Origin of the sequence: Streptomyces sp. 4N124 (genome assembly GCF_052245395.1) — a bacterium.
Classification (GTDB): domain Bacteria; phylum Actinomycetota; class Actinomycetes; order Streptomycetales; family Streptomycetaceae; genus Streptomyces.
Genome location: NZ_JBQQBS010000024.1, coordinates 1 through 16,844, shown reverse-complemented (window position 1 = coordinate 16,844; position 16,844 = coordinate 1). Strand labels below are relative to the sequence as shown.

Sequence of the window (16,844 nt, the reverse complement as noted above, 5' to 3'; positions counted from 1 at the left end):
GCCCCCTTTCCCGTACCGCTTACTCGTTACTCATTACTCGCCGAGCAGACGCCGCACCCGCTCCTGCCCCACCGCCAGCAGCAGCGTGGGCAGTCGCGGCCCGGTGTCCCGCCCCACCAGCAGGTGGTACAGCAGGGCGAAGAAGGAACGCTGGGCGGTCTTGATCTCGGCCGGCAGTTCCTTGGGCGTGGCGTCGGCGGGGAATCCGGCCTGCACCTTGGGCACGCCGTACACGAGGTGGGTGAGCCCGTCGAGCGACCAGTGGTCGGCGAGCCCGTCGAGCAGCAGTCGTACGGACTGCTGGGACGCCTCGTCGAGAGACTTCAGCAGCTCGGCGTCGGGCTCGTCCCGCACGATGGTGCGCTGGTCGGCGGAGACGTGCGTGTTGATCCAGGCCTCGGCCTTGTCGAACCGCGGCCGTACCTCGTCCAGCGACCCGAGCGGCTGCTCCGGATCCAGTTCGGAGAGGATCCGCAGCGCCTGGTCCGCGTGCCCGGCGGTGATGTCGGCGACGGACGCGAGGGTCCGGTACGGCATCGGCCGCGGCGTGCGCGGCAGCTCACCGCCGGCGGTCCGCACGGCACGCGAGTGCGCGGCGATGTCGGCGGGCAGCGCGGACCCGTCCGCCACCTTCGCGTCCAGCTTGTCCCACTCGTCGTAGAGCCGCTGGATCTCCTGGTCGAAGGCGATCTTGAAGGACTGGTTGGGACGACGCCGGGCGTAGAGCCAGCGCAGGAGCTGCGGCTCCATGATCTTCAAAGCGTCGGCAGGGGTCGGCACCCCGCCCCGCGACGAGGACATCTTCGCCATGCCGCTGATGCCCACGAACGCATACATCGGCCCGATCGGCTGCTTGCCGCCGAAGATCCCGACGATCTGCCCGCCCACCTGGAAGCTGGAACCCGGCGACGAGTGGTCGACCCCGCTCGGCTCGAACACAACCCCCTCGTACGCCCACCGCATCGGCCAGTCGACCTTCCAGACCAGCTTGCCGCGGTTGTACTCGCTCAGCCGGACGGTCTCGGCGAAGCCGCAGGCGTTGCAGGTGTACGACAGCTCGGTGGTGTCGTCCTCGTAGGAGGTGACGGTGGTGAGGTCCTTCTCGCAGTTGCCGCAGTAGGGCTTGTACGGGAAGTACCCGGCGGAGCCGAAGGAACCGTCGTCCTCGGCGGCGGCGCCCGACCCTTCGGCGGCTTCCAGCTCGGCCTCGTCGACGGGCTTCTGCGACTGCTGCTTCTTGGCGGGGGCCTTCTTGGTCCGGTACTGGTCGAGGATCGCGTCGATGTCGCCGCGGTGCCGCATGGCGTGCAGGATCTGCTCCCGGTACACCCCGGAGGTGTACTGCGCGGTCTGGCTGATCCCGTCGAACTCCACGCCCAGCTCGGCCAGCGACTCGATCATCGCGGCCTTGAAGTGCTCGGCCCAGTTGGGGTGGGCGGAGCCCTTGGGGGCGGGGACGGAGGTCAGCGGCTTGCCGATGTGCTCGGCCCACGACTCGTCGACCCCGGCGACGCCCGCCGGCACCTTCCGGTACCGGTCGTAGTCGTCCCAGGAGATCAGGTGCCGGACCTGGCGGCCCCGCCGCCGGATCTCGTCCGCGACGAGATGCGGGGTCATCACCTCACGCAGGTTCCCCAGGTGGATGGGCCCTGACGGCGACAGCCCGGACGCGACGACGACCGGTTTGCCCGGGGCCCGACGCTCCGACTCCTCGATGACCTCATCCGCGAAACGGGAGACCCAGTCGGTGGTCTCGGTGCTCTGAGCCACGATCGGCACGTCCTTCTTTCTCCTGAAGCAGCCGGTACGGTCAACGGCTGGCGCCCCCATTCTCCCAGCTCCGACGGCAACAGCGAAAACGCCTTTTCAAGAGCGCCCCGACAGGGGCGCGGGGCTGTATCGATTTGCGGCTCCGCCGCGTGGGCGCGACAAGCCCCACCGCCCCGCAGCCGAAAAACCGCTTTACCCCCCATGGGATACTGACCGTGTCTATCCAACCCACGAGGAGAACGGCTCCCACCCCATGGCCTCGGTCACGTCCCTCACCGCTTCCGTCAACCAGCGCCTCGCCGACGCCCTCGCTTCCGCCCTCCCGGAAGCCGACGGAGTCGACCCGCTGTTGCGACGCAGCGACCGGGCCGATTTCCAGGCCAACGGCATCCTCGCGCTGGCGAAGAAGGCGAAGGCGAACCCGAGGGAGCTGGCGACGCAGGTCGTCTCCCAGATCACCACCGGCGACGTGATCAAGGACGTCGAGGTCTCAGGACCCGGCTTCCTGAACGTCACGATCACGGACAAGGCGATCACGGAGAACCTGGCCGCGCGCTACAGCGACGACTCGAGTCGCCTGGGCGTGCCACTGAAGCAGAACCCCGGCGTCACGGTGATCGACTACGCCCAGCCGAACGTGGCCAAGGAGATGCACGTAGGCCACCTCCGCTCCGCGGTGATCGGCGACGCCCTCCGCGGCATGCTCGACTTCACCGGCGAGAAGACGATCGGCCGGCACCACATCGGCGACTGGGGCACCCAGTTCGGCATGCTCATCCAGTACCTGATCGAGAACCCGGGTGAGCTGGCCCCGCCGTCCGAGGTGGACGGCGAGCAGGCGATGAGCAACCTGAACCGGGTCTACAAGGCGTCGCGCGCGGTGTTCGACTCGGACGACGACTTCAAGGAGCGGGCGCGGAAGAGGGTCGTCGCCCTGCAGTCCGGCGACAAGGAGACGCTCGACCTGTGGCAGCAGTTCGTGGACGAGTCGAAGGTCTACTTCTACTCGGTCTTCGAGAAGCTGGACATGGAGGTCCGGGACGAAGAGATCGTCGGCGAGTCCGCGTACAACGACCTGATGCCGGAGACGGCGAGGCTGCTGGAGGAGACCGGCGTCGCTGTGCGGTCCGAGGGCGCGCTGGTGGTCTTCTTCGACGAGATCCGCGGCAAGGACGACCAGCCGGTGCCGCTGATCGTGCAGAAGGCGGACGGCGGCTTCGGCTACGCGGCGAGCGACCTCTCCGCGATCCGGAACCGTGTCTTCGACCTGCACGCGACGACGCTGCTCTACGTCGTGGACGTACGCCAGTCCCTGCACTTCAAGATGGTCTTCGAGACGGCCCGCCGGGCGGGCTGGCTCACCGAACACGTCACCGCGCACAACATGGGCTACGGCACGGTGCTCGGCGCGGACGGCAAGCCGTTCAAGACGCGTGCGGGTGAGACGGTGAAGCTGGAGGACCTCCTCGACGAGGCGGTCCAGCGGGCCGCCGAGGTCGTACGGGAGAAGGCGCAGGACCTCACCGAGGACGAGATCCAGGAGCGGGCCGCTCAGGTCGGCATCGGCGCCGTGAAGTACGCGGACCTGTCGACGTCCCCGAACCGGGACTACAAGTTCGACCTGGACCAGATGGTGTCGCTGAACGGCGACACGTCCGTCTACCTCCAGTACGCGTACGCCCGTATCCAGTCGATCCTCCGCAAGGCGGGAGACGTACGACCGTCCGCCCACCCGGAACTCGAACTCGCCCCGGCGGAGCGGGCGCTGGGCCTGCACCTGGACGCGTTCGGCGACACGGTCTTCGAGGCGGCGGCGGAGTACGCCCCGCACAAGCTCGCGGCGTACCTGTACCAACTGGCGTCCCTGTACACGTCGTTCTACGACCAGTGCCCGGTCCTGAAGGCCGACACCCCGGAGCAGACCCAGAACCGCCTGTTCCTGTGCGACCTGACGGCCCGGACCCTGCACCAGGGCATGGCCCTGCTGGGCATCAGGACGCCTGAGCGGCTCTGAAGCAGCTCAGCCGCGCTGGATACCGCTGGTGTCCTCGAGGATCCCGCGGCGCCCGCTCTGGGTCTGCACGACCAGTGCGGGGCCGCGCTGCTCCACCGCCAGGTACCAAGTGCCTGGCACAAGCTCGGCCACGGGTGCCGGACCGCCGCCCTCAGGCATGATTTGCCTGGCCTCCGGTACCGCCAACCAGAACGGTCTGAACGGCTCGGCGCTCGTGTCCGCCTGCGGACTCGGCATCATCTCCCCAGAGGGCTCGGGCGCGGACGTGTTCTCGGGCGAGGGCGCCTCCTCGTCGAGATCGTCGTGGTCGCCGTCAATCAGTCCGAGAAATTCCGCCACGCTCCTCATGGCGCCACCGGGCGCGCGTCGGCGTGGGGCTTGTGGCCCGCCTGAGAAGCGGCGGCCCATGAGCTCGACGACAGGCACAGACCTGGAAGTGCCGTCCTGAGAGGCCGGTCCCCCATCCCTGCCCGTCTGTTCCCCACCTCCCCCCGCCAAGGTGGACTGCTCGGCAGTGGCCTCCGGGTTTTCTCCGGCGGACTTGAGTACGTCGATGTGGTCGGCTCCATGCGGGACGGGCGCGATGCCGCGAACGCTCTCCTTCGCCTGGGCGACGATCCTGTCGGCCTCCGCCAAGGCCTCCATGACGACCTTCTCGGCGGACCTCCCGGAGGCCCGTGCCTCCACGGCCCACCTCTCGGCGAGCGCCCTGGCGGTATCCGCCTCGTGTACTGCGCCGCCGACCAGCCTGCGGGCATGCTGCCGCGCCTCCTCGACGAATCTTTTCGCCTCCGCACGGGCGTCGTCCAGGGCTTGCTCGCGTGCCCGCTCCGCCGCAGCCATGTCCTCGCTGATCTGCGCCTCGACAGCCTGCCGGCGCAGTTCCAGCTCATGCTCCGCATGTATGCGCCGACGAGCGGCCTCGTCGGTGGCCGCCTTCAGGAGGCGGTCAGCCTTCAGCCGCGCCGCCGTCAGCAGCCGCCCGGGAACGGAGGCGGTGTGCACCAGCCGGGCCGTCTCCAGTAAGTCGTCCCGGGACTGCAGGACGGCCTGGTCGACCAGCAGCGCGCACAGGGCGTCGCAGACGACGGCCGCGTCCGCTGGGCGGTCCTCCGGGCGCTTGGCGAGGAGGTTCAGGATGAGGTCGTTCAGGAGGCTCGGGAGACCCTCCGCATACCACCCCGGCGACTCCGGAGTCTCCTCCATCTGCTTCCGCAGCACCGCCCACTGGCTGCTCCCGGTGAACGGCGGCCGCCCCGTGACCGCGTGATACAGCAGACACCCCAACGAGTACAGGTCGCTGCGGTGATCGATGGCGCGGTCACCGTCCGCCTGCTCGGGAGACATGTACGGCGGCGACCCCAACGGCACTCCCGTGACGGTGAGTTCACGCGCCCCGATCGTCTCGCCCATGAACTTCGCGACCCCGAAGTCGAGGACCTTCACCGTCCCGTCCGGGGTGAGCAGGGCGTTCGCGGGCTTGATGTCCCGGTGGACAACTCCCTGCGCGTGCGCCGCGGACAACGCCTCCGCGATCTGCGCGCCCCACCCCACGGCGAGCGGCCAGGTGGGCGTCGATTCGGCGAACCGCCGGTGCAGGGGCACCCCGTGCACGAGTTCCATCACCAGAAAGAGGGTCTGACGCCCGTCGACCGCCACCTCACCCCAGTCGTGCACGGTGACGATGTTCTGGTGGGACAGCCGCCCCGCCAGCTGCACCTCACGCTGGAACCGGGCCTGCGTCTCCGCCTCGTCCATGCCGTACTGCGGATGCACGACCTTGACGGCGACATCCCGCCGCATCCGTTCGTCCTGGGCGGCCCACACCTGCCCCATCCCCCCGGCACCCAGCCGGTCCCCGATCCGAAACCGCTCGGCGAGCAGTACGCCCTGCACCGGTCCCCTCCCCCGTCGGCAGTTCGCCACCGCCGCACGACGGTCTGGCCCACAACTCAGCTACGAGTATGGCCCTTCATGAACCCGACCTCATGAACCCGACGAGTTGCCCGAGCTCCCGTACGACCCGCCCGCCTGCCGCCGCAGCCGCCGTGCCTCCTCCTCGATGCGGCGTACGACATCGCCCGCGCCCGCGGTGTCGTCCAGCCCGCTGGCGAGGAGCTGCGCGGCGAGAGTGTCGAAGTAGTGGGCGGTGACCAGAAGCCGGTCCTCCAGGTCGAAGGTCGACCTGGCGTTCAGCGGGACGTTGTTGGCCTCGTCGAGAACCCGGTTGATCTGCCGGCTGATCTCGTCCTGGGCGTCCTGGGCCAGGTCCACGGCCCGCCCGGTCTGGGCGAGGATGGAGTGGCAGGAGCGCCGCAGTTCCTGGACCAGCCGGTGGTCGCGGGTCGGAGTGGTCAGCCCGGTGACGTCGGCCCCCTGGAAGCTGCCCTGGACGACGCGGGGAAGGTCCATGTCAAAGGCCCCCCCGGCGAAGTGCCGCAGATCGATCGCGCTGGTCGCCCCGAGCGCCGCCCGGAAGCAGGGATGGACGTGGAACTCCGTCTCGTGCGCCTGCACGGGCAGGTCGTCGTCCCCGGCGAACACCACGTCGTTGCCGCGGCGCACCCCGAGGAAGCCCACCGCGTAGAGGACGTCGACGACGCCGGAAAGCGTGAGCGCGTCGGCGTACGCGGGGAACAGCCGGTGCAACGATTCGGCCGCCGCCTCGAAGCGGGTGGCGAGTGCGGCCCGGGTGACGACGTACCCCGTGTTCTGGAAGAGCGGGAACAGATGCTTCAGGAAGGGATGCGCGACCAGATACTCCAGCGCCAGATCCTTCAGCTTCCAGTCGGAGAACTGCCGCCCCGCCTGCAGCACATCCCCCTCCGTGATCCGCTCCCGCCCATGGATCAACCAGGCCGTCTCCTGGCAGAGGTTGAGGAACTGGATGGCGTCCCGCGGCCGGGGCAGACACCGCCGGAACACATAGCTCGCGGTCTCCTCCCCCTCCACCACCGCCGGAAACAGCTCTCCCCACAGCAGCTCGGCGGTCATCTCCGCCCCCACGGAGGCCCGCGCCCGAGCCAGCGCGAGATCCCGCAACGCCTGCTGGGTCCACGTGATCCGCAGCTCGTCGCCCCGGAACTTGTCACCTTCCCCGAAGGACAGCGAGTCGTAGATGTCCGCGCGCAGAAACAGCAGGAACCGCACGGCACCGCCGTAGAGGCTGACCGCGTGCTTCGCGGCGAGCAGCAGCCCGATCACCATCGAGTTGCTGTCCGACTCGGCGGACCACACCAGCTCCAGTTGGTCGACCATGAGCAGCAGCGGACCGTGCTCACCGGCGCAGCCGAGGTCGGTGAAGGCCTTGGCCACGCCCTGTTCGACGACCTCCAGCTGCCGGGCGGCCTGCGCGCCCTCCGACGGGGCCGACGCGAGGTCGAGCCCCGCCTTGACCCCGAACGCCTCCAGGGACAGCGAGGTCTGCAGTCCCCGTGCCCCCTGCGCGAGCCGGTCCCCGAGCCGCCCGCCCGACCCCGACTCCCCGTTCTGCTTCAGAAACCGCGCCAGCGCCTTCACCGAGTCGGGCTTGCGGCGGTGTGCGTCCTTGGCGTGCGTCACCAGATGACGAGCGGCATGTACGGCGAACACATACCGCCAGATCAACGACTTCGCCGAGTCCCCCGGCAGCCCCTGCAACTCGAACCGCCGGATCTCCTCCCCTGCGGTCTCGTCGGGGGTCACCAGCACGGTCCCAGCATGCTGCCCGCCGTCCGCCGACAACTGCATGCAGATCGCGCTCTTGCCGGACCCCTTGCGCCCGATGATCAGCATCTTCCGCCCGGACAGCGCCGCACGATAGGCCGCGTTGGGCAGAAACCCGCCGCGCAGCAACAGCCCTTCGGTCACATCCCGTTCGGCGTCCTCACGCCCGAAGTGCAGCCGCGCGAGTACGGGCTCGTCAGCCATCCCGTCCCCCTATATGTCGCCCCGTAGGCCGACACGGTATCGGCACGGCCCACCGTCACGGGACAGACGAACTCACACCACACCCCTTTCCCCAACTCCCGTTCCCGCACCCCCCATCCATCACTCAGCGCGGCGACGAGCAGCAACCCCCGCCCACCCTCGTCCCGCTGCTCCACGACACGCGGCACCCCGCCCCCGCTGTCGTGCACCTCCACCCCCAACACGCGCCCGTCGTACCGCAGGAACAGCCGCAACTGCCGTCCGGGCGGTACGCCGTGCATCAACGCGTTGGTCACCAGCTCGCTCACACAGAGCAGTACGTCGTCCGCGCGCGGGCTTCCGGCAAGGCCCCACCCGGCAAGCGTCTCGGCCGCGAACCGCCGGGCGGCGGGCGCGGATCGCCGGTCTCGGGGGAAGAACTTCTCGCGCAGCGGCGGGAGTTGGATCGTCTCATTCACGGGACGAGAGTTGCGGAGAGTGACTAGCGTTGATCACCCGGTGAACCCGTACGGATTTTTTGTACGGGCTCGTACCCGGTGACGTACGTGTGCCCTGGGGGATTGAGACCAGCATGAGCGCGAAGAGGCCGCCGCGGCCGAAGAACCTGACGTCGATGAAGATGCTCGGCAAGCAACTCTCGGCTGCGCGCCGCGCCGCGGGCTACACCCAGCGAGAGCTGGGGGACCTGGTCAAGCTGGACGAGGAGACGATCGCGTCGATCGAGCAGGGCCGGAGGTCTCTCAAACCGGACCTGGCGGCGCTGTTGGACGACATCCTCCAGACCAAGGGGATGCTGTCGGTGGGGGTGGCGAACCTGCCGGAGATCGACCAGTTCCCGATGTGGGCGGAGCTGTATATGCAGCATGAGCGGGAGGCGATTGCGCTGTCGTGGTACGACAACGCGGTGCTTCCCGGCCTCCTTCAGACCGAGGCATACGTCAGGGCCGTCCTGCGCAACCGCGTTCCCGCGTATGACGAGGACGAGATCGAGACCCGCACGGCAGCCCGCCTGGAACGCCAGGAGATCCTGCACCGCAAGAACCCGCCGACGCTGAGCTTCATCGTGTGGGAGCCGGTACTGCACATGATGATCGGCGGGGCGGAGGTGCGGTTGGAGCAGCTGCGGCATTTGCGGGCGGTGGCTGAACTGCCCTGCGTGTCGCTGCAGTTCCTGCCGTTGAACAGCCCGTACAACGCAGGGCTCGCCGGTCCCTTCATCGTCCTCGAAACGCCGGACCACCAGCACCTCGCGTACACCGAATCCCAGCGCGGAAGCCAGTGGGTTTCCGGCGCAGATGAGGTGTCTTTCCTGGCGCGCAAGTATGCGATGCTGCGGACACAGGCCCTGACCACACAGGACTCGAAGGGCTTGCTCGACCGCTTGCTAGGAGAGCAATGAGCACCGAAGCGCTTCAGTGGTTCAAGTCGACCTATAGCAGCGACGAAGGCGGCGCGTGCGTCGAGGTAGCCACCTGCCCCCACGCCATCCACATCCGAGACTCCAAGAACCCCGAGGAAAGCGGCCCCACCTTCACTGCCTCCCCCGAGGCCTGGGCCGCTTTCACGGAGTACGCCGCCCGCTGAGCCGAAGCGTCAGGCGTGGGCCGGCACGAACTTGGGGTTCGGGCCGTACTTGTTGGTGTCCTCACCGTCCGCGCAGAGGAAGACCAGCATCACGATCAGGCCGACGAGCGGGACGATGCTGATGAGGACCCACCAGCCCGTGCGGCCGGTGTCGTGCAGCCGACGGACCGCGACACCCAGAGCCGGCAGGAAGAGCGCGACGGTGAGGATGGGGACGAGGACGTTCGAGCCGATGACGGCCATGTCGACGACCGTCAGCACGATGGCGATGACCGTGTAGATCAGCGTGAACATCCAGTATTCCTTGCGGCGCGCACGCCCGCTGAACACCGCGTACTTCTTGAGAACCTCGACGAACCAGTTCATGTAATCCCCCCTGGGATCGATGCTTGAGCCTCACCGATCGGATCCGGCCAGAGGCAGAACGTACGGAGCTGACGGGTTCTCGTCAACGCGGTAAACGTCCCTGCTCAGCGGGGTGTTCGGGGCAAACCCAAAGGCGTATTCGGGACAGAACCATCCAAGGTCACCGATGATTCCGTCGCCCGCCTGCGAACCGTGTGCGATTCGTGTCCCGTCCTACGCCGCTTCGAAGCCGGAACGATCTCGAACCGTTGTCAGTGGTCGGCCTTACAGTCTGTGACATGGCGACACTTCCCAACCCGCTGCCCACGCTCGCGGCCGATCCGAGCGGTCGTGCGCTCGGGCTCACGCTTCCGCCGGGGCGACTGATCGACGCGACCGACGAAGGCCCTTGGCATGAGCCGTTGTTGTGGCATGCCGAGACGCCCGCGTCGGTGGGCGTCTGGACGAAGCTGGGCGCGCCGACCGCGCGGGCCGGGCTGCTGCCGGTGCTGATAGAGACCGGTGGCGGTCAAGGCGGCCCGGAGGACTGGGACTTGATGCCGGGAGGGGTGTCGTATCCGGGTGATCACGACGCGGACGAGGTGCTGGAGGAGCTGTGGGAGGACTGCGAGGGAGAGGACGGCGAGGAGTGGCCCGGCCTCGCCGAAATCCCCGACCCCTCAGCCGACTCCACCGAAGCAGCCGAACCCGCCGACCCCGACTCCGCCGCCGCCGAGATCGCGGACTCGCTCCTCCTCGCGGGCGGCGGCCCGTTCAAGGACCCGCACCTCGCCCTGGTCCCCGCGCGCCGCAGTGCGGACATACCGGCGGCGATCGGCTGGTCGGGCCCGGCGAACCATGAGAGCGACGTGGCCCGGCTGTGCGCCGTACTCCGCTCCTGGGAGGACCGCTTCGGCATACGGGTCGTGGCGCTCGGCTTCGACCACCTGCTGGTGTCCGTCGCGGCCCCGCCCTCGACCCAGGCCGACGCAGAGGCACTAGCCGCCGAGCACTTCGCGTTCTGCCCGGACAACATCTGGCAGAGCAGCGACACCACCCTGCGCGCCTACGCCGAGCGCCGCCTCCTCAACCAGCCGGCCTGGCACTTCTGGTGGGACTGAGAGGGACCGAGCGAGGACCGAGTCGAGTCACCTCAGCAGTGTCATGGTGCCGGGGGCGGCGACCAGGAACTCCTCGTCCAGGATCCGGCGTGCCTCCGCCTCCTGCGTCACCTCCCGCTCCGTCACCGTGCCGTCGGCGCGCGTCTCGGTGACGAGACGGCCATAGAAGTGGAGGTGACGTTCGGCGGTGGTGCGCTGGACGTAGAGCTCCTGGGTGAAGGGAGAGCGCGGGTTCGTCGCGACATGCCAGTTGATGACCTCGAAGTCAGGCTTCTCGAACGGCTCCAGGGTGAAGGCGTACTGGTCCACCCAGCCCCCGGACCGCTCCTCGTGGGCCTGAAGCATCCACATGTCCAGCGGACCCCGGTGCGGTACCCGCACCAGCCGGTGCCGCCGCCCGGCATCCCGGAACTCCGTGTCCGCCCGCAAGGGCACCGGCTCCAGCAGCGCGCCGATCGCCCCGAAGCCGACGTCGGCGAGGTAGGGCTGCGGATCGCCCGGAGCCTCCACCAGCAGGGCCATGTGGGTGCGAGGGCGGCTCTCGAGGCTGTCCGCGCCGAGGGTGACGCGGGCCGTCAACCGGGTCAGGCGGAAACCCAGCGCGTCCAGCGCGAGCGAGAACAGCGTGTTGTGCTCGTAGCAGTAGCCACCGCGCCGGCTGTGGACCAGCTTGGCCATCAGGTCGGCGGGGTCGAGGGAGGGCGCCGTACGACGCAAGGCGTCCAGGTTCTCGAACGGGATGGCCCGCATGTGCGCCAGATGCACACCTTTCAGCGTCGCCAGGTCCGCACGCCGCTCCCCCTCCCAGCCGATCCGCTTGAAGTACGCGTCGAGGTCGAATCCCGCGGTTTCCACGATTGGCTCGGACATGCCCCCACCGTAGGCACGCCGCTCACCCGGCGGCTGCCGCCCCAGGCAGGAACGGACGCCGGTCTTTCGTCCTAGTCCCAGCCTGCCCCCGTCCCATCTCCTCCCCGCAAACCCCTCCCCAGCCTCCGCAGCCCCTCCCCGATCTGCTCCGGCGTCTGCGTCACAAAGCACAGCCGCAGCGTCGACCGCTCCGGCTCACCGGCGTAGAAGGGCGCGCCGGGGACGTAGGCCACGTCCTGCCGCACCACCTTCTCCAGCAGTGCGGTGGTGTCGTACGACTCCGGCAGCCGGGCCCAGAGGAACATGCCGCCCTCGGGCCGGTTCCAGGTCGAGCCGGGCGGCAGGGCGTCGGCCAGTCCCGCGAGCATGGCGTCGCGCCGCTCGCCGTAGGCGCGGGCGACGTGCGCCACGTGAGCGTCCAGGTCCCGGTCCGCCAAGTACCGGGCGGCGGCAAGCTGATTGACGGTCGGGGTGTGCAGGTCGGCGGCCTGCTTGGCGACCACGCAGGCGCGACGCAACGCGGCCGGTGCCCGCAGCCAGCCCAGCCGCAGACCGGGCGCCATGACCTTGGAGAACGAGCCGAGCAGGGCGGTACGGTCCTCGGCGCCCGGGTACGCGGCGATCCACGGCACCCGCTCACCCTCGAAGCGCAGCTCGCCGTACGGGTCGTCCTCGACGATCCACAGCCCGTGCCGGGCGGCGACGGACGCGACCGCGGCCCGGCGTTCAGCGGGCATGGTGCGACCGGTGGGGTTCTGGAAAGTAGGCACGGTGTAGAAGAGCTTCGGCCGCTCCCGCACCACCACTTCCTCCAGCGCCGCCGGATCCACCCCGTCCCCGTCACCGGGCACGGCCACCACCCGCGCGCCCGCGAAGCCGAAGGCCTGCAACGCCGCCAGATAGCAGGGGTTCTCGACGACGACCGTGTCCCCGGGTTCCAGCAGCGCCGTCGCCAGCAGGGACAGCGCCTGCTGCGAACCGGTCGTGACGAGCACGTCGTCGGCATCCGTGGCGAGCCCCCGCACCGACATACGCCCGGCGAGCGCGTCCCGCAGCCCCGGCTCACCCTCGGTCGTGGAGTACTGCAACGCCTGCGCGGGCACCTCCGCCAGTACCGCCTGATAGGCCGCCGCGATTCCCTCCACGTCGAACAGCTCCGGCGCCGGCAGCCCACCCGCGAAGTTGATCACCTCGGGCCGCGCGGTGACGGCCAGGATGTCCCGTACCGGCGAACCCCCGATCGAACGGGCCCGCGCGGCAAGCGGCGGCACAGGTGCGGGACGGGACGGCGCGGGCTCGACGGCGGTCACGTAGCGGCTCCTCGGGGACGATGACGACTCCTGCCCGCACCCTAAGGAACCACCTGTCACCTACAAGCAAGTTTCCGCGATACGGGACACAGCCCGGCCGGGAGAGCGGATCAGCCCCCGATTCCCGTCCCGTCCCGCATCCAAGGGAAGGAGCATCCCCCCAGCTCAGGCGCCGTCCCACCCCATCCCACGTCCCGAATCCCCCGACGACGCTGGCGGTCGTGGCCGATCACCACGCAAGCTGAAGCCCTCCCCGGAGACCCACCACCGAAAGGGCCACCATGTCCGCACGCCCCGCCGACCGAACCCGGCTGCTCGCCACGACGACGGCCGTACTCGCCGCACTCGTGCTCGCGGGCGCGCTCACAGGGTGCGAGGACGGCGAAGGCCTGCGCGACGAGGGCCCATCGGCCACGACCAGCTCGACGGCCTCCCTCACCCCGCCCTCGGTGTCCCCCTCACCGACGACCGACCAGAACGGCTAGTAGGCCCCTTAGGACCCGTCCCCGGCCGACTCGACCCACTCCTCGCCGCCGAGCGGGAACTCGTACGAGGGACGGCCGTTGTTGCCGCTCGTGCGGAACGGCTCACCGCCGTCGTCGACGACCACCGTGCCCTGCCGTGTGCCGCTGGACCACTTCAGCTCCAGATACCAGCGCACGTCGTACGCCGAGGCATCGGCCATGATGCGGAAGACCTCCGGGTCCGACTCGCTCACCGAGAACGGGAAGTCCCGCTGCCCGGCCGCGGGCTGAACGACCGGACGGGCCGCGTCGAGAGCGACGGTGAAGGGGTGCGTCGGCACATCGCCACCGCAGCCGACACCCATCACGTAGTCGTTCCAGGCGAGCGGCATGCCCCTGCCGACCACATGGACCGCCAGACTGTCGAGGACCACCGTCCGCTCCCCGGTGCCCTGCACGGTCAGCGTCACCAGCTGCTCCCCGGCCGACACCGCCCCCTCCGCCGACACCCACGCCGGCGCGCCCTGCTCGAAGGGTGGCGGATGGACCTCCGCCGCGGGCCGGTCGATCAGATAGTGCTGCGAACAGGGCCCTTCCCAGGTGTACGGCCGCGTGGTCACGGTCAGCAGCGGACCGGCGTCGTTCCCGGGATCCTCACCGGCCGGTGCGCCGGTGGCACCGCCGCTCGTACGGCTCACCGAGGGCGCAACGGACGGCGTGCGCTTCCCGCCGGACCCGGTCTCCTTCGCGGTGGCCCCGGGCGAGGCCTTCGTCGGCGTCGCGGACACACCTCCGGACGACCCCGCCGCACCGACCGGACTGCGCCGCCCGTCATCGCCCTGATCACCGGAGAAGGGCTGCACGGCGAACGCGACGGCACCAAGGACGGCAGCCACAGCGACACCGGCGAGGAGAGCGGTACGACGACGGAGCCGAGGACTCTGCTGCGGCCGGGCGGAGCCGAGAGCATCCCCCGGCAAGTCCTCCGGCGCGTCCCCAGGAGCCGACTCAGGCCCCTCCGCCGCACCCGCCACCCCACCCGCCGGAGCCGTCTCCACCGACCCCTCAGCCACCGTCTCCACCACCGCGGCCGACGCGTCCTCCGCCGCCCCCTTCCGGGAGCCCCGCGCCGCGTCCGCCAGCACCCACCGCCGATGCAGCTCCACCAACTCAGCGGGCGACGCCTTGCACAAGCGAGCCAGCCGCTCCACAGGCGCGTAGTCCGTCGGTACGGCATCCCCGTTGCAGTACCTGTGCAGCGTCGACGTACTCATGTGCAGCCGCTTGGCGAGCACCCCGTAGCTGAGCCCGGAGCGGTCCTTCAACTCGCGCAGAAACGCGGCGAATCCGTCCGCGGCAGTGCCGTCCGACACCGTTCTTCCCTCCCCCGCCATCCCATTCCACCGTTCCAGGGAATGGTCGTTTTCCCAGGTCAGACCCTTACGAGCGTTCCAGTGTCCCTGATCGCCCGCCAGTTGATGCGGCTGGGACGCACTATCGCACAGGCTCTCCTCATCCACAGCGAACCAGCTCCCACGGACAAGGACCCAGCCATGCGCGCCTTCCGCCACGCCCGCCTCTTCGCCGCCGCAGGCTTCACCATCGCCACCCTCGCCCTCACCGCTTGCGAGAACGGAACGGGCACGAAGGACGAGGGCGCGTCGAAGCCGACGCCGACGGCAACGGCGTCGCCCACGAACGACGCGAAGGGATCGCCCTCGAACTCCGGCTCCGCAAAGACCTCACAGCCCGCACAGCCGAACCAGACCACCCAGACCGCCGCGGCGGATCAGTCCGGCAAGTCCTCGTCGACCCCCGCCATCTGCAACGGCTCCAACACCAAGGTCACCGCCCAGCCGGTCGCCCGCCCGCTGAACCACATGCTGCTCACCGTGACCAACACCGGATCGAAGGCCTGCTCGCTGATGTACTACCCGGTGCTCCGCTTCGACGAGATGCAGTGGGTGCCGCAGGGAAGGCCGGACAGCAAGCCGCAGGCCGTCCCCACCCTCTCCCCCGGAGCCTCCGGCTACGCGGGCGTCCTCCTCAGCGCGGCCGACGGCAGCGGCGACGGCGGCACCACCGGCAAGAAGCTCACGATCGCCTTCCAGGGCGGGACCCCGAACAGCTCCGGCGGCGCGTCCGCGACCCCGCCCCTGCCGGCCAAGGGCGTCTACTACGACAGCTCGCTGTCGGTGACGTACTGGCAGTCGGACATGGCGAACGCCCTGAACTGACGGGCGGCAACTACCTCACCTTCTGGGCGACTTCGGTGGCCCAGTAGGTGAGGATGTTCTGCGCACCGGCCCGCTTGATCCCGGTCAGCGTCTCCAGGATCGCCCGGTCCCGGTCGATCCACCCCTTCTCGGCGGCGGCCTCGATCATCGAGTACTCACCGGAGATCTGATAGGCGGCGACCGGCACATCCGCCACGTCCGCGACCCGCGCCAGAACATCCAGATAGGGCCCGGCAGGCTTGACCATCACCATGTCGGCCCCTTCCTCCAGATCGAGGGCGAGCTCACGCAGCGACTCCCGCGCATTGGCGGGATCCTGCTGATACGTCTTCCGGTCCCCCTGCAGCGACGAGCCAACAGCCTCCCGGAAGGGCCCGTAGAACGCGGACGCGTACTTGACGGCGTACGCCAGCACCGCCACGTCCTCCCGCCCGATCTGGTCAAGGGCATCGCGGACAACGCCGACCTGCCCATCCATCATCCCGCTGGTCCCGACGACATGCGCCCCGGCATCGGCCTGCACCTGAGCCATCTCGGCATACCGCTCAAGGGTGGCGTCATTGTCCACACGCCCCTGATCATCAAGCACCCCACAGTGCCCATGATCAGTGGTCTCATCCAGACACAGATCAGACATCACCAGCAGCTCATCGCCGACCTCGGCCCGCACATCCCGAAGGGCGACCTGCAGAATCCCGTCCGGATCGGTCCCCGGCGTCCCCAGGGCGTCCTTCTTCGACTCCTCCGGCACCCCGAAGAGCATGATCCCGGACACCCCGGCCGCCGCAGCATCGGCAGCCGCCTTCCTCAGGCTGTCCCGAGTGTGCTGCACAACCCCGGGCATGGCCGCGATCGGCACCGGCTCACTCACACCCTCCCGCACGAACGCGGGCAGGATGAAGTCGGCCGGATGCAGCCGGGTCTCAGCAACCATCCGCCGCATGACAGGACTCGTACGCAGCCGCCGAGGACGCGTACCGGGAAACGATCCGTACTTCGTCATGCAACGAGGCTACGCCGCACGCAACCCCACCTTTGCCGACGAGCCGTCGGCCCAGACGACCGCGCAGCCCGGCGCCCTGCGGCGTATGCCACCACGCACCCGCGGTCGCCCACGGCGGGAAGGGGACGCGGTGGGGGTGTCCGCCCGCAGCGGTTGTCGCGTCAACACGGGCACCTCTGTGAACGACCGAGCCGCGACGTTCCGAGGACGGACACCC

15 protein-coding genes are annotated in these 16,844 nt (G+C 69.4%); 6 read left to right on the top strand and 9 right to left on the bottom strand.

Annotated elements, in window-relative coordinates; all coding sequences use genetic code 11:
* Positions 1–33: 33 nt before the first annotated feature.
* The gene (lysS, locus tag ACTWQO_RS23805) at positions 34–1,779 is read right to left on the bottom strand and encodes a lysine--tRNA ligase (protein ID WP_443239372.1); all 1,746 of its coding nucleotides are present in this window, start codon (positions 1,777–1,779) and stop codon (positions 34–36) included.
* A gap of 244 nt (positions 1,780–2,023) precedes the next feature.
* Here lysS and argS point away from each other — a divergent pair, with 244 nt between their 5' ends.
* A complete protein-coding gene (argS, locus tag ACTWQO_RS23800; protein ID WP_443239371.1) occupies positions 2,024–3,784 on the top strand; it encodes an arginine--tRNA ligase in 1,761 nt (586 codons plus the stop codon).
* 6 nt (positions 3,785–3,790) lie between these two features.
* Here argS and ACTWQO_RS23795 read toward each other — a convergent pair whose 3' ends face one another.
* The 3 genes from ACTWQO_RS23795 to ACTWQO_RS23785 form a co-directional block, all read right to left on the bottom strand.
* The gene (locus ACTWQO_RS23795) at positions 3,791–5,680 is read right to left on the bottom strand and encodes a protein kinase domain-containing protein (protein WP_443239370.1); all 1,890 of its coding nucleotides are present in this window, start codon (positions 5,678–5,680) and stop codon (positions 3,791–3,793) included.
* Positions 5,681–5,770: 90 nt separating this feature from the next.
* Complete coding sequence (locus tag ACTWQO_RS23790; RefSeq protein WP_443239369.1) at positions 5,771–7,693, bottom strand: P-loop ATPase, Sll1717 family; 1,923 nt, start codon at positions 7,691–7,693, stop codon at positions 5,771–5,773.
* Positions 7,630–8,151: an ATP-binding protein gene (locus tag ACTWQO_RS23785; protein WP_443239368.1), complete on the bottom strand. Its 522-nt coding sequence runs from the start codon at positions 8,149–8,151 to the stop codon at positions 7,630–7,632. The genes ACTWQO_RS23790 and ACTWQO_RS23785 overlap by 64 nt, the downstream gene beginning before the upstream one ends.
* A 113-nt stretch (positions 8,152–8,264) precedes the next feature.
* Between ACTWQO_RS23785 and ACTWQO_RS23780 the strand changes: the two genes are divergently transcribed.
* Together ACTWQO_RS23780 and ACTWQO_RS23775 are read left to right on the top strand one after the other, a co-directional pair.
* Positions 8,265–9,092 (top strand): helix-turn-helix domain-containing protein, encoded by an 828-nt coding sequence (locus tag ACTWQO_RS23780; RefSeq protein ID WP_443239367.1) that lies wholly within the window; start codon positions 8,265–8,267, stop codon positions 9,090–9,092.
* Positions 9,089–9,277, top strand: a complete 189-nt coding sequence (locus tag ACTWQO_RS23775) for a DUF397 domain-containing protein (RefSeq protein ID WP_443239366.1) — start codon at positions 9,089–9,091, stop codon at positions 9,275–9,277. The genes ACTWQO_RS23780 and ACTWQO_RS23775 overlap by 4 nt, the downstream gene beginning before the upstream one ends.
* 9 nt (positions 9,278–9,286) lie before the next feature.
* Here the strand turns inward: ACTWQO_RS23775 and ACTWQO_RS23770 are convergent, their stop codons facing one another.
* Positions 9,287–9,643, bottom strand: a complete 357-nt coding sequence (locus ACTWQO_RS23770) for a DUF805 domain-containing protein (protein WP_443239365.1) — start codon at positions 9,641–9,643, stop codon at positions 9,287–9,289.
* A gap of 278 nt (positions 9,644–9,921) precedes the next feature.
* On the opposite strand from ACTWQO_RS23770, the gene ACTWQO_RS23765 reads away from it, so the two are divergent.
* Positions 9,922–10,743, top strand: coding sequence for a DUF4253 domain-containing protein (locus tag ACTWQO_RS23765; RefSeq protein ID WP_443239364.1), 822 nt, complete (start codon positions 9,922–9,924; stop codon positions 10,741–10,743).
* A gap of 27 nt (positions 10,744–10,770) precedes the next feature.
* Here the strand turns inward: ACTWQO_RS23765 and ACTWQO_RS23760 are convergent, their stop codons facing one another.
* Together ACTWQO_RS23760 and ACTWQO_RS23755 are read right to left on the bottom strand one after the other, a co-directional pair.
* A complete protein-coding gene (locus ACTWQO_RS23760) occupies positions 10,771–11,613 on the bottom strand; it encodes an arylamine N-acetyltransferase family protein (protein WP_443239363.1) in 843 nt (280 codons plus the stop codon).
* Between the two features lie 71 nt (positions 11,614–11,684).
* Positions 11,685–12,923: an aminotransferase-like domain-containing protein gene (locus ACTWQO_RS23755; RefSeq protein ID WP_443239362.1), complete on the bottom strand. Its 1,239-nt coding sequence runs from the start codon at positions 12,921–12,923 to the stop codon at positions 11,685–11,687.
* A gap of 281 nt (positions 12,924–13,204) precedes the next feature.
* Here ACTWQO_RS23755 and ACTWQO_RS23750 point away from each other — a divergent pair, with 281 nt between their 5' ends.
* On the top strand, positions 13,205–13,408 hold the full coding sequence (locus ACTWQO_RS23750) for a hypothetical protein (RefSeq protein ID WP_443239361.1): 204 nt from the start codon (positions 13,205–13,207) through the stop codon (positions 13,406–13,408).
* Positions 13,409–13,416: 8 nt separating this feature from the next.
* Here the strand turns inward: ACTWQO_RS23750 and ACTWQO_RS23745 are convergent, their stop codons facing one another.
* On the bottom strand, positions 13,417–14,760 hold the full coding sequence (locus tag ACTWQO_RS23745; protein ID WP_443239360.1) for a helix-turn-helix domain-containing protein: 1,344 nt from the start codon (positions 14,758–14,760) through the stop codon (positions 13,417–13,419).
* Between the two features lie 180 nt (positions 14,761–14,940).
* On the opposite strand from ACTWQO_RS23745, the gene ACTWQO_RS23740 reads away from it, so the two are divergent.
* On the top strand, positions 14,941–15,624 hold the full coding sequence (locus ACTWQO_RS23740) for a DUF4232 domain-containing protein (protein WP_443239359.1): 684 nt from the start codon (positions 14,941–14,943) through the stop codon (positions 15,622–15,624).
* Positions 15,625–15,634: 10 nt separating this feature from the next.
* Here the strand turns inward: ACTWQO_RS23740 and hemB are convergent, their stop codons facing one another.
* Complete coding sequence (hemB, locus tag ACTWQO_RS23735) at positions 15,635–16,627, bottom strand: porphobilinogen synthase (RefSeq protein WP_443239358.1); 993 nt, start codon at positions 16,625–16,627, stop codon at positions 15,635–15,637.
* Positions 16,628–16,844 lie beyond the last annotated feature (217 nt).